Source organism: Pelagovum pacificum (genome assembly GCF_016134045.1).
Taxonomy (GTDB): Bacteria; Pseudomonadota; Alphaproteobacteria; order Rhodobacterales; family Rhodobacteraceae; genus Oceanicola; species Oceanicola pacificus_A.
This window is the reverse complement of the sequence record NZ_CP065915.1, coordinates 1228252-1241116: the sequence shown is the minus strand read 5'-3', so window position 1 is coordinate 1241116 and position 12865 is coordinate 1228252. Positions and strand designations below refer to the sequence as shown.

11 protein-coding genes and 1 pseudogene are annotated in these 12865 nt (G+C 68.2%); 4 read left to right on the top strand and 8 right to left on the bottom strand.

The genetic code is table 11. The features are described from left to right. Positions 1-54 precede the first annotated feature (54 nt). On the bottom strand, positions 55-558 hold the full coding sequence (locus I8N54_RS06230) for a D-galactarate dehydratase (protein ID WP_197097486.1): 504 nt from the start codon (positions 556-558) through the stop codon (positions 55-57). 86 nt (positions 559-644) lie between these two features. Here I8N54_RS06230 and moaA point away from each other — a divergent pair, with 86 nt between their 5' ends. Together moaA and I8N54_RS06220 are read left to right on the top strand one after the other, a co-directional pair. Then, positions 645-1649, top strand: a complete 1005-nt coding sequence (gene moaA, locus I8N54_RS06225) for a GTP 3',8-cyclase MoaA (RefSeq protein ID WP_140193382.1) — start codon at positions 645-647, stop codon at positions 1647-1649. 83 nt (positions 1650-1732) lie between these two features. Next, the gene (locus I8N54_RS06220) at positions 1733-2089 is read left to right on the top strand and encodes a GFA family protein (protein ID WP_140193383.1); all 357 of its coding nucleotides are present in this window, start codon (positions 1733-1735) and stop codon (positions 2087-2089) included. A 2-nt stretch (positions 2090-2091) separates the two neighbouring features. On the opposite strand, the gene I8N54_RS06215 is transcribed toward I8N54_RS06220, so the two are convergent. The 6 genes and pseudogenes from I8N54_RS06215 to rpiA form a co-directional block, all read right to left on the bottom strand. Further along, the gene (locus I8N54_RS06215; RefSeq protein ID WP_140193384.1) at positions 2092-2286 is read right to left on the bottom strand and encodes a DUF2065 domain-containing protein; all 195 of its coding nucleotides are present in this window, start codon (positions 2284-2286) and stop codon (positions 2092-2094) included. 416 nt (positions 2287-2702) lie between these two features. Continuing rightward, a pseudogene (gene hflC, locus I8N54_RS20135) lies at positions 2703-3617 on the bottom strand (protease modulator HflC); the annotation flags it as partial. After that, complete coding sequence (gene hflK, locus I8N54_RS06205; protein ID WP_140193386.1) at positions 3617-4798, bottom strand: FtsH protease activity modulator HflK; 1182 nt, start codon at positions 4796-4798, stop codon at positions 3617-3619. The gene hflK and the pseudogene hflC, both read right to left, overlap by 1 nt. Before the next feature lie 69 nt (positions 4799-4867). Continuing rightward, entirely contained in the window at positions 4868-6226 is a 1359-nt protein-coding gene (gor, locus tag I8N54_RS06200) for a glutathione-disulfide reductase (protein WP_140193387.1), read from the bottom strand. 349 nt (positions 6227-6575) lie between these two features. Further along, on the bottom strand, positions 6576-7262 hold the full coding sequence (locus I8N54_RS06195; protein WP_140193388.1) for a class I SAM-dependent methyltransferase: 687 nt from the start codon (positions 7260-7262) through the stop codon (positions 6576-6578). A gap of 3 nt (positions 7263-7265) precedes the next feature. Next, entirely contained in the window at positions 7266-8054 is a 789-nt protein-coding gene (gene rpiA, locus I8N54_RS06190; protein WP_140193389.1) for a ribose-5-phosphate isomerase RpiA, read from the bottom strand. A gap of 137 nt (positions 8055-8191) precedes the next feature. On the opposite strand from rpiA, the gene I8N54_RS06185 reads away from it, so the two are divergent. Next, on the top strand, positions 8192-10399 hold the full coding sequence (locus I8N54_RS06185) for a hypothetical protein (protein ID WP_140193390.1): 2208 nt from the start codon (positions 8192-8194) through the stop codon (positions 10397-10399). A 77-nt stretch (positions 10400-10476) separates the two neighbouring features. Beyond that, complete coding sequence (locus I8N54_RS06180) at positions 10477-11850, top strand: L-serine ammonia-lyase (RefSeq protein WP_140193391.1); 1374 nt, start codon at positions 10477-10479, stop codon at positions 11848-11850. A 141-nt stretch (positions 11851-11991) separates the two neighbouring features. On the opposite strand, the gene I8N54_RS06175 is transcribed toward I8N54_RS06180, so the two are convergent. Then, positions 11992-12858: an aldose 1-epimerase family protein gene (locus I8N54_RS06175; RefSeq protein ID WP_140193392.1), complete on the bottom strand. Its 867-nt coding sequence runs from the start codon at positions 12856-12858 to the stop codon at positions 11992-11994. Between the last annotated feature and the right edge of the window lie 7 nt (positions 12859-12865).

Below are 12865 nucleotides of genomic sequence, written 5' to 3'. Positions count from 1 at the left end.
GCCCCTCGGTGCGCATCCTACGCTTGATGAGATCTGTTTCGAGAGTGCAGCAGCCTACCCAGAGAAGACGGTGAGTTCGACGATGTCGGTCAGCGGCGCTTCGAGCAGGCGCATCGCAGGCAGGCTGATCTGGCTGCCAGAGCCCGCCGCGCCGCCGGACGGGCGCAATTCGATGTTGATCGAGCTGCCCTCGTATTCCACGCGGCCCGCCGTCACTTCGCTGACGAACGGTGTCTTGAGCCAGATTCCCGGATCGGCGGGCGAGCCGAGCGTGGCGAGCGTCGTACCCAGCTCGGTACTGGCCGAGGACGGCTCAGCCGTCGCCTCCGCCCGGTCCTCGTCCGTCGTGGTGTCGAACTGGTCGGCGGTGCGCGCCTCCGCCGGCGGTGGCGGCGGTGGCGTCGGGTCGAGCGTCTGGACCGCGCTTATCGGCGCATCGGTGGTGGCCGAGGCAGGCTGCGCGCCTGACGGCGCGAGGGAGCCGAGCGAGCCGGGCATGTCGGCTCCGGTGCAGGCGGCAAGGGCGAGGAACGGGGGAATAAGAAGTCCGGCTTTCATGATCGTGACGCTAGAAGCCCCGTCCGGCCCTGTCCACCGGTTCCTGCCGCCTTGCGCATGGGCCCGCCACTCCATACCTTCCGGTCATGGAAAGCCAACTTGTCGATCCGTTCCAGCGAGCCATCAGATACCTGCGCGTCTCGGTCACCGACCGCTGCGATTTCCGCTGTGTTTACTGCATGTCGGAGAAAATGACCTTCCTTCCGAAGAAGGAACTCCTGACGCTGGAAGAGCTCGACCGGCTTTGCTCCGCCTTCGTGCGGCTCGGCGTCGAGAAGCTTCGGATCACGGGCGGCGAGCCGCTGGTGCGGCGCGATATCATGACTTTCTTCCGGTCGATGTCCCGGCACATCGAAAGCGGCGCCCTGCGGGAAATCACGATCACCACCAACGGCTCGCAGCTGGAGCGGTTCGCCGATGACCTTTATGCCGCGGGCGTGCGGCGGATCAACGTCTCGCTCGACACGCTGGACGGGGAGAAGTTCGCCCGCGTGACCCGGTGGGGCCGCCTGCCGCAGGTGATGCGCGGGCTCGATGCCGCCCAGAAGGCCGGGTTGAAGGTGAAGCTGAACGCCGTCGCGCTGAAGGATTTCAACGACGACGAGCTGCTGACGCTGACGCACTTCTGTGCCGAGCGTGGCATGGACCTGACCTGGATCGAGGTCATGCCGATGGGCGACATCGGCAACGAGGACCGGCTCGGTCAATACTGGTCGCTGAACGATGTTCGTAGCCAGCTGGCCCGGCACTACACGCTGACCGACCTGCCCGACGATACTGGCGGCCCGGCGCGTTATGTCCGACTGGAAGAGACCGGCCAGCGGATCGGCTTCATCACGCCGCTCAGCCACAATTTCTGCGAGAGCTGCAACCGCGTGCGGGTCACCTGCACGGGCGAGATCTACACGTGTCTCGGGCAGGAAGGCCATTCCGACCTGCGCGCACCGCTCCGGTCGTCCGAGGCCGACGCGACGCTCGAGGACGCGATCCGCGCCGCGATCGCGCTGAAGCCCAAGGGCCACGATTTCGACTATTCCCGGCAGACGGTGGATGGTCGCGTGTCGCGCCACATGAGCCATACCGGCGGCTGACCGCCCTCGCCCACCCGTCTGCGTTGACACGACCCACGGTTCCGCACGGAACATGTGTCAGTCACCCAGCCGGAGAGCGATCCATGACCGAAGCGCCATACACCGGAAGCTGCCAGTGCGGCGGTATCCGTTACGAGGTCGATGTCGACATCAACCAGTCCGTGACCTGCAACTGTTCCCGCTGCCAGAGGCTCGGCTCCGTGCTGGCCTTCACGTCGCGGGACAAGTTCACGCTCCTGACGCCCGAGGCGGACACGACGGAATACCTGTTCAATGAGCGGAGGATCTCGCACCGGTTCTGCCCGGTGTGCGGGATTGAGCCTTTCGCCTACGGGGAAATGCCGGACGGCGCGAAGATGGCGGCGGTGAACGTGAATTGCCTCGAGGGGGTCGATCCCCGTGCCCTGACGCCGCACCACGTGGACGGCGCCAGCAGCTGAGTTCAGGCGCCGAGCGCCTTGGCCAGCCAGACGAGGGCCACCCCGACAGCAACAGCGCCGAGCCCGAAGGCCCGGCGCTGGTCTGTCGTCAGATCGCGGAGCATGCGCAGCATCTCCTCGACGGCGGCGGGGGCGAGCGCGTAGATCAGCCCCTCAACGAACAGCACGAGCCCGATGGCGAGCAGTGCGCTCGCCATCAGCCCTCCGACTCGTCCTCGGCGGGCGCCTCGTCGGCGTCGGCCCCGTCAGTCGCGTCGGTGGCAGCGTCGGCGTCGTCCGCAGCGGCGTCGTCTTCGACGGCAGCCGCTGCGTCATCAGTGGCCGCATCGTCGGTGGCCGCATCGTCAGTGGCCGTGTCGGCCTCTTCCGTGGCGGCGTCCTCGGCCGTGGCCTCGTCCCCTTCGGTTTCGCCCAGAAGCTCACCGATCGAGCTGCCTTCCGAAGCGTCGAGCGCGGCCTCGCCGTCATCTTCCGGCGACTCGTCGGATTCACCGGAGACGATGGCCTCGGGTGCTTCCTGACGTAGCGAGGATTCTTCGGGAAGACCTTCGAGAGCCTCCTCGATGTTGACGCCCGGCTCGCCGTCCGGACCGGCGTTGGCCTCGGTGTCCTGCTGGACACGCGTTGCCTCTTCCGGCGACAGCGTCGACCCCTGCACTTCGCCCGGATTGTCCGTGCGCAGGTAGGAGAAGAACTCGCTGTCGGGCGACATGACCATCCGCGTGTTCCCCTGACGGAGCGCGGTCTGGTAGGCCGCCATCGAGCGATAGAACTCGAAGAACTCCGGGTCCGCGCCGAAGGCTTCGGCGTAGATGCGGTTCCGGCGGGCGTCGGCTTCACCACGCGTGATCTCGGCCTGCCGGTTGGCGTCGGAGACGAGCTCCACCACCGTCCGGTCCGCCGTGGCGCGGGTCCGCTGCGCGGCCTCGTTACCACGGGCGACCTCGTCCGCCGCTTCCCGGTCCCGTTCGGCGATCATACGCTCGAACGTGGCGTTGAGGTTCGACGGCGGCAGGTCGGTGCGCTTGAGGCGCACGTCGAGCAGCGTCAGACCCAGCTCCTCCGCATCGGGGCGGGCCCCGTCACGGATGCGGCGCATAAGCTCGGCCCGGTCGACCGACAGGATGTCCTGACTGGACACCTGGCCGAGAACAGCCCGGAGCTCGTCCCGGAGGATACCGTCGAGACGGCCCGCCGCGGCGGCTTCGCCACCGACGCCGACAGCCTGCCGGAAGCGGCGGACGTCGGTGATGCGGTAGCGCGCGAAGGCGTCGACCACGAGGCGACGGTCATCGAGCGGCGTGACCTCGAGCGGGTCGATGTCACGCGACAGGATGCGGTCGTCGTAGCGCACGACTTCCTGGATGATCGGGATCTTGAAGGCGAGGCCGGGGTCCTGCTTGACCGACACGACACGCCCGAATTGCAGCACAAGCGCCCGCTGGCGTTCGTCCACGATGAAGATCGAGGACATGAGCCCGAGGATCACGATCACGAGGATCGGCAGAAGAATGGTCGTCTTGCGCATCAGTTCGACCCTCCTTCGGCCTGTGACTGTGTTGCAGCGGCTCCCGAGGACCGGCGGACCTCATCGAGCGGCAGGTAGGGCACGACGCCCCCGTCACCGGACGCGTTCTCGTCCAGCAGGATGATGTCCGTGCCACCGAGCACCTGTTCCATCGTCTCGAGGTAGATACGCTTGCGCGTCACCTCGGGGGCGTTGGCGTACTCGGTCAGGACGGCGGCGAAGCGGCTCGCCTCACCCTGGGCTTCGTTGACCACGCGGGCGCGGTAACCTTCAGCCTCTTCCAGAACCTGAGCCGCTTCACCGCGGGCCTCGGCGAGGACACGGTTGGCGTAGGCGTCAGCGACGTTCTGCAGGCGCTCACGCTCCTGCTCGGCGTCCTGAACGGCGCGGAAGGAGGCGATGACGTCCGCCGGCGGGTCGGCCTTGTCGAAGTTGACGCGGACGATGTTCACGCCGGAATCGTAGCTGTCGAGCGTACTCTGGACGAGGTCCTGAAGACGTTCGGCGATCGGTGCACGGTCCCGGTTGAGGATCGGCGCCAGGTCCGACTGCGCGATGATCTCACGCATGGCGGATTCGGCCACCGCCTCGATCGTCATCGGCGGGTCGGCGAGGTTGAAGAGGTACTGCGCCGGATCGGTGATGTTCCAGACAATCTGGAAGTCGATGTCGACGATGTTCTCGTCGCCGGTCAGCATCAGGCCGGCATCTTCGCCGGAGCTCGACGTGCCGATGTCGATCGTCTGTTCGCGGGTGACCGGAATGACTTCCGCCGTCACCACTGGCCAGGGCGCGAAGTTCAGGCCGGGATCGCCGACCGAGTAGAAGTCGCCGAGGAACAGCTCGACCGAGCGTTCTTCCGGACGAACCGTGTAGAACGACGCGACAAGCCACAGGCCGACCGCGACGAGCGCCGCGATACCGACCGTGCCACGGGTGAAGGCCGGGCCTGCCCCGCCGCCGCCACCACCGCTGCCGTTGTTGTTGCCGCCGCGACCGCCCATGAGGACACGAAGCTGGTCGCGTCCCTTGTTCATCAGCTGGTCGATGTCGGGCATGTTGTTGCCGCCGTCTCCCGGACGGCGTCCTGGTGCGGGCCGACGGTCGTCTCCACCGTCATTGCCACCCGAACCGCGGTTTCCTCCGCCACCCCCCCAGGGGCCTCCGTTGTTTCCTGCCATATGGCTTACGCTTTCCCTTCTCGTCCCCGTAACGGGCTATGTTTCACATTGTGCCCGTCGGGCGACAATTCAACCAGTCCTTGTCGGCTCGCGCATGGTCACGATTTCTTCGGACATCGTGGGATGGACCGCGACGGTGCGGTCGAAGTCCTCTTTCGTTGCGCCCATCTTTACGGCGATCCCGGCGAGCTGGATCATCTCGCCCGCCTCGGGCGCGACGATATGACAGCCCAGGACCTTGCGCGTGGCCTTCGATACGATGAGCTTCATCAGCACCTTGTCGGTCTTTCCGATGAACTGCGTGCGCATCGGCCGGAAGGAGGTCGCGTAGACCTCGATCGGCTCCTGCGCCCGGGCGTCTTCCTCGCTCAACCCTACGGTGCCCAGCTCGGGCTGCGTGAAGACCGCCGAAGGGATCAGCTCGTGATCCACCGGCGTCGGGTTGTCGCGGAAGACGGTCTGCGCGAAGGCCATGCCCTCGCGGATCGCGACCGGAGTGAGCTGCACCCGGTCCGTCACATCGCCGATCGCGTAGATCGACGGCGCCGAGGTGGCGCTGTATTCGTCGACGATCACCTCGCCCTTGACGCCGGCCTTCACGCCCGCCGCCTCCAGGCCGAGCCCGTCGGTGTTGGGCTTGCGCCCCGTGGCGAAGAGCACCTTGTCGAACGTCCGCTCGCTGCCGGTGGTGGCTGAGACGCGGATGCCCGCACCGTCCTTCTCCATCGCGGCGATGTCGGTGCCGACATGCAGCTCGATCCCGGCCTCGTGCATCGATTCCGCGATGAGGCCGCGGGCCTCTCCGTCGAAGCCGCGCAGGATCTGCTCGCCACGGTAATATTGCGTCACTTCGACGCCCATCCCCTTGAGGATGAAGGCGAATTCGCAGGCGATATAGCCGCCGCCAATAATCAGAATCGACTTCGGCAGCTCCTCCATCAGGAAGATGTCGTCGCTCACCATGCCGAGTTCCGCATTCGGCAGCGGCGGCCGGACGGGATGGCCGCCGGTCGCGATTAGGATGGTTTTCGCCGTCACCGTCTTGCCGGTCGAAAGCTCGACGGTGTTGGCATCCTTCAGCACCGCGCGGGCGTCGTGGATCGTGATGTCGGAGTTCAGCAGCAGCTTGCGGTAGACCGCTTCGAGGCGGTCGAGTTCGGCCCGCATCTTCGGCGCGAAGACCGACCAGTCGAAATCGCCGGCATCGACGCTCCAGCCATATTGCTGCGCTTCGGCGAGGCTTTCGCGATAGGTGCTGGCGAAGACCATGATCTTCTTGGGCACGCAGCCCCGGATCACGCAGGTGCCGCCCATGCGGCTCGATTCGGCGAGGCCCACCCGGGCCCCGGCCGCTGCCGACTGCCGCGCGGCGCGGACGCCCCCGGAGCCGCCGCCGATCACGAAGAGATCGTAGTCGTAGTCGCTCATCGCTGCCTCCGCCTGCGGTTCATCGGCTTTGGGGTATTCCACATGGCACGCGCGAGGACCAGACCCCCGGCGGTGTCGAGCCGCGCGTCGTGGGGCCGCGGTTCGGCGATCCTGACCGGGGAATCCCTTGATTGATCCCGGCAAGCCCGGACGACACTCGAAGCCGTGGACGTCGTCCTGCAATTCGCCGGGCCGTGGGGGCGGCCCGACGATGCGCGGCGGCCTCCGGCCTCGATTCCGCGCAGATACCCAGAGCGAAAGTTCGAGTGGCCCGCCCCCTCTCGTCGTTTGCTTGGCACACGACTGTCGGGCAGCGGATGCGCGGCGGCCCGTGGCCTTGAGTCCGCGCCTAGCCCTTCGTCAAACTCATCCAGAGGAACAGCGGCCGCTTCGACCAGCGCCGCGCCACCTCCGAACTCGGCTCGGGCCGGGGCTCGTCCATGGCCGTCACCACCAGCCCCGCCCCGCACAGCGCAGTGACGTAGTGCGACATCGGCCGCGCCCAGCCGCCGAAGCGCATGGCGAGCCCGCCGCGCTCTTCCGTCTCGTCGAAGCGGCGTGCGGACAGGCAATCCTCGTCCTCGCCCGCGAAGGGCATGTCGGCGAGCGGGTGGACGATGCCGACCACCATCCGGCCGCCCGGCGCCAGCACGCGTGCGGCCTCGGTCGCGGCGGCCTCGAGGTCCTCGACATCCATCAGCACATTGTAGAGCAGAACAAGGCCGAAGGCCCCGTCCTCGAACGGCAAGTCAGCGGCGGGCGCCTCGACATAGGCCGAGGCGGAGCCGGCCTCCCGCGCGGCGTCGAGCAGCGCGCGGACCGGTTCGACCGCGGTCACCTCGTAGCCGAGTTCGGTCAGCAGGCGGGACACCCGCCCCTCGCCGCAGCCGATCTCGACCGCAGGCCCCTGCCCCTCGCCGATAAAGGACGCCAGCGACGGGCGGTAACCCCAGAAGGCATCATGACCGGGCGTGCGGGCCCAGGCGGTCCAGTTCTCCGCTTCGCACGCCCAATGAGAGACATCCACCCCGGTCATCGGTCAGTCAGACAGGTCGGAAAACAGGTTCTCGCCTTCGAGGAAGTCGATCTGGCTTTCCTCGATCGTGCCGTCGTTGATGTTGCGCAACTCGACACGCCCGTCGCCGTAGCCGATCACCACGGCGTCACAGATGTCGATGAAGAGGCCGTTCTCCACCACGCCGGGAATCTGGTTCAGCACGAGACTCAGCTGACGCGGATTACCGATGCGACGCAGGTGCAGGTCGAGGATGTAGTTGCCCTCGTCCGTCACGTAGGGGTGATCGCCGTTCATGCGGATCGAGGCGGTGCGCCCCAGCACGTCGAGCCCGATCAGCGTCTCCTCGACCAGCACCTTGGTGGTCTGCCAGCCGAAGGGGATCACCTCGACCGGCAGTGGGAACGCGCCGAGCGTGTCGACCTGTTTGCCCACGTCGGCGATGACGACCATCTGGTCCGACGCCGTCGCGACGATCTTCTCCTGCAGCAGCGCGCCGCCACCACCCTTGATGAGGTTGAGGTTGCCGTCGTACTCGTCCGCGCCGTCGATGGTCAGGTCGAGCCACTTCGCCTCGTCGAGCGAGATCACCGGGATGCCGACGTCGCGCGCCAGCGCGGCAGTGCGCGACGAGGTCGGAACGCCGGTGATCTTCAGCCCTTCCTCGCGCACCAGCTCGCCCAGGCACTTCACCAGCCACGCGGCGGTCGAGCCCGTGCCGAGCCCGACGCGCATCCCGTCCTCGACGAAATCGGTGGCGCGTTTCGCGGCGGCGAACTTGGCTTTGTCGATCGGCGAGAGGTCGGCGGACATGGGGCAGCTCCGGTCAGATTCCGGCGGCGTTATACGCGCACAAGGCCCCGCAAGCGAGGACAAAACCGGCCCCGGCTTGCCCGGTGGCCCCGCCCCGCCTAAGCTGCCGGTTGCCCCTTGGTCAACCGGAGCCGCCCATGCGCTTCATCGCCGTCCCCGCCCTCTGGGCCGCCGCATCGCTTCTCCCCGGCCCGGCCTCCGCCTGGTCCGAGCGGGACTGGGAGGCAAGTTGCCCGGTGGTCTACACTGCACAGGCACGGGAGGACGGGCACGGCTGGACCGGCGGCACGGACTGCTGGTTCAACTCCGACGCAGAGGACGCGCCGATCCCCGTCGCGATCCGACCCGGCTTCCTCGAGCAGGTCGAACGCGGGCTCAAGGCCTTCTCGGGCTGGTATGATGGCGAAGGCTGGGACGAACCTTCGATCGCGGCGGACGAGGGCCTGCCGTGGCCGGTCTACCTCGACCCCTCCAACGGGGGCGACGCGCTCGCCGATTATGCCGCGGTGCCACGCGAGATCACGGTCTACATGGACCTCGACGCACGCCGCGCGGAGATCGCGGCGGACCGCGAGCGCACCGTCGACATCGGCGACCATGATGGCCTTGGCCCGCGCGAGCTGGTCACGCCGACCCTCAAGCTGCACACCCTCGCGCACGAGATGGTCCATGCCATGGTCCGGGAGCGCCGTGCGTCGAGCGCCTCGCTCTACACCGAGGACCCGCCCCTGCCCGGCTGGATCGACGAGGGTATCCCCGACGCCATCGGCAAGCAGGCGGTGATGGCGGTCGGCGCGTCGCTCGGCGACTATGACCGGGCCGAGATCGCCGGCCAGCTCTGGAAAAGCGACTATGCCGAGGGCCGGTTCTCGCGCCATCCGCTGACGTTCCAGGACTCGACCCTGCCCGCTTACGGGACGGAGGCGTTCTGGACACATGTCTACCTCGACCATTTCGAGGGACATAGCGGCGATCTTGGGCGGTTGTTCGACTACGAAACCCTGCTCGGCACTGACGGTGGCACGCCCGCCGACACGTTCTTCCGGCGCGAGACCGACAAGGGGCTGACCGAGGTCTGGCTCGACTTCCTCGCCCGCGCCAGCGCCGACCCGGCGATTCACGACGCCCTGCCGTCCTTTTTCGACTGCAAGACGCTGACCGCGACGCTCGACGGCGGGGCCGACTGGACCCACGAGGACGCCAAGCCGACCCGCAACCTGCAGGCACGCTGCCTCGACATAACCGTTGCCGCGCAGGACATCAACCGCCGCTTCCACGTCGAATGGGATGAAGCCGACGACCCTCGCCACGTCCACCACATCGTCACCGCCGGCGAAGCGCTGGAGGACGAGCAGGACTGGCTGATCCCGCCCGGCGCGGAGAAGCGGTTCATCGTCCTGCTGTCGGCCGGCGAGCCCGACCGCTACGATGCCGAAACGCAGGCCTCCGTCCCCGTGACCTTCCGGCTCCAGCGCGACGATGCCTGCGATCCGCAGGCCCAGAACGTCCGCATGAACGGCGACCTGCCGTTCGCGCAGCAGGACCCGCTGGTGACCTACGGCGACACCTACTTCTCCGGCGGCCCCTACATGCTGGCCGAGGGGCCGGCCTCGATGCAGATCTCGGGGACGACGACCGATCAGGGCACCGTCTGTTCGGTCCTCGTCGGCGCGACGCGCCAGCCGGTGATCTGGACCGGCACGCCGATGCTGAACGCGATCGAGACCGCCCTCTCGACCGAGTACGGCAGCGCGCGCTGGAACGACATGAGCGAGCCGCAGCGGCAGTCGCTGCGCGACGCCCGCGCCGCCGAGATGATCGCGGCGCACGGTGGCTGGCCCGCGGACCGGGTGACGCTGATCCTCGACGGGATGGGGCATATCTCGAACACCTCTCAAATCCTGAGGCATGGCGGCGTCGGCGGCTGGATGCCAGACAGCGACGCGCTGATGTCCGTGACGATCTTCCTCGACCCGAGCGATCTGAAACCCGGCACCTACCCCGCGCAGTCGGCCACCGGGTCGGACTGGTCGCCCTACCGCCGGATCGTGCGCGGCGAGGATGCCGGCGACGAGCTCGGCTTCCGGGGCACGATCGAGGGGATCGGACTGGAGAGTCAGGCGCTGTCCGGCGAGGTGACGATCGAGGAGGTGGAGGGCGGCTTCGTCACCGGACGGCTGGAGCTGAGCGGCCCCGGCACTTATGGCACATGGACCCGCACCGCCCACTGGAGCAACGATTGCACCGCCGCGCCGCCCTGCGTGAAGTCCGACACCGAAACCGTCGACCAGCCGACCGCCGTGACCGTGACCGCCACCTTCCGGGCGGGTTTCATGCGCCTGTGACCGCCGCTGTCGCAATTGCGCGCGCACAGGTCTTTCGGCAGCGATTTGATCGGGGACGGTGCGGCTAGGCTCCGGCCATGTTCCTTTCGGTCTTCGACATGTTCAAGGTCGGCGTCGGCCCCTCCTCGTCCCACACGATGGGACCGATGGTGGCTGCCGCGCGCTTCCTCGACCACCTGCGCGCCTCGCCCTTCCAGGTTGCGGGGCTGCGGGCTACGCTGCATGGCTCGCTCGCCTTCACCGGGGTCGGCCATGCCACCGACCGCGCCACGATCCTCGGCCTCGCCGGGTTCGTTCCCGAAAGCTACGACGCGGAGAAGGCCGAAGCGGAACTCGCCCGCATCCGGGCCGAGAAGACGGTGACCCCCGAGGGGCTCGGCCCGTTGCGCTTCGACCCCGAGGCGGACCTCCACTTCGACTACGGCCCGGGCCTGCCCGGCCATGCCAACGGGATGATCCTGCGCGCGACGGACGCACAGGGCGACGAGCTGGTGCAGGTCACCTACTATTCCGTCGGCGGCGGCTTCGTCCTGACCGAGGCGGAACTCGCCGCCGGCAAGGACACCGACACCGGCCCGGCGGTCCCCTACCCCTTCTCCACCGCCGCCGAGATGGTGCGGATGGCGCAGGAGAGCGGGCTGAACATCGCCGCGATGAAGCGCAGGAACGAGCTTGCGCGGCGCAGCCACGCCGACCTCGACCGGGGGCTGACGCGCATCTGGGACGTCATGGCGGCCTGCATCGACCGCGGCCTGTCGACCTCCGGCATTCTGCCCGGCGGGCTGAACGTGCGCCGCCGCGCGATGGCGATCCGCGACAGCCTCGTCGCCGAGCGCGGCATGAACCTCGCCCCGCCGCACACGATCAACGACTGGATGTCGGCCTACGCGATGGCCGTGAACGAGGAGAACGCCGCCGGCGGGCAAGTCGTCACCGCACCGACGAACGGCGCGGCGGGCGTTGTGCCCGCAACCATCCGCTACTGGCTCGACCACGTGCCGGGCGCGACCACCTCGCGCGTGCCGGAGTTCCTTCTGACCGCCGCGGCGATCGGCGGGCTCATCAAGTACAACGCCTCGATCTCGGGCGCGGAGTGCGGCTGCCAGGCCGAGGTCGGCTCGGCCTCCGCGATGGCGGCGGCGGGGCTCTGCGCGGTGCTCGGTGGCACGGTCGAGCAGATCGAGAACGCGGCCGAGATCGCGCTCGAGCATCATCTGGGGATGACCTGCGACCCCATCCGCGGCCTCGTTCAGGTGCCCTGTATCGAGCGCAACGGCCTCGGCGCGATCAAGGCGGTCTCCGCCGCGTCGCTGGCGCTGCGCGGCGACGGCGTCCACCTCGTCCCGCTCGACTCGGCGATCGAGACCATGCGCCAGACCGGCGAGGACATGAGCGAGAAGTACAAGGAAACGGCGCTCGGCGGGCTCGCGGTCAACGTGCCGAACTGCTGATCCGGCGGAGCACCTGCGGTGCGCCTTGTGAGCCCTCCCTGCCGGTCGGGCGGATCAGGGGGCTGTCTGCCCCCTCTTGGGCCTGCGGCCCAATTCACCCCCGAGAGGTATTTTCGGCCAGATGAGAGAGCCGGGTGGGACCTAGCCGCGCACCGTCAGCGACCATGAGAACCGTTCGGTCGCCCCCGGGGCGAGCGTGATGGTGCCGGGACGGTCGGTGAGCGCGTCGCTTGCGCCTTCGTCCGGGGCGATGCCGTGCCACGGCTCGATGCAGAGAAAGGGCGCGCCGGGCTTCGTCCAGATGCCGAGATACGGCAGGTTCTCGAAGTGGAAGTCCAGCGTCGGTCCGGTCGCGGCACTGTAGCTGAGCCGGTCGCCGGTGCCCTCGCGGAAGATCAGGGCGCTTTCTTCAAACAATGCGTGGTCGAGCGGCAGCACGCCGTCGGTCATCGGCGACGGGTCGGGTGTCTTGGTGACGCGGTTGTCGTGGAGCCGGTGGACCGGCGGCGTCGCGCCGTTGGCGAGGCGGATCTCGTGCTGGCCGGTTGCGCCGGGCAGTGGCCAGGCGAACGCCGGGTGAAAGCCGAAGCCGAAGGGCATTGGCATCGTATCGCGGTTCGTGACCTCGACCGTCACCGACAGGGTCGCCCCGTCGAGCCGGTGGGTCACGTCGAGCGTGAAGGCGAAGGGATAGGCCGCGCGGGTATCCTCGCTGTCGGCGAGGCGGTGGCGGCACCAGTCGGGGCCGGTGTCCTGCAGGGCGAAGATCGACCGCCGCGCGAAGCCGTGCTGCGCCATCTCGTAGCGGGTGCCCTTGATCGACACGTGGCCGTCGACCGGTGGCCCGACGATCGGAAACAGCAGCGGCGCGCGGCCGGTCCAGAAGGCGGCATCGCCATGCCACAGAAGCTCCGCCCCGTCGGCACGGGTGATCTTCTGCATCTCGGCGCCGAGGTCGGCGACCTCGACCGTCAGCGCATCGCTCGCGATGGTGGTATGCTGTCCCATCGTCCCT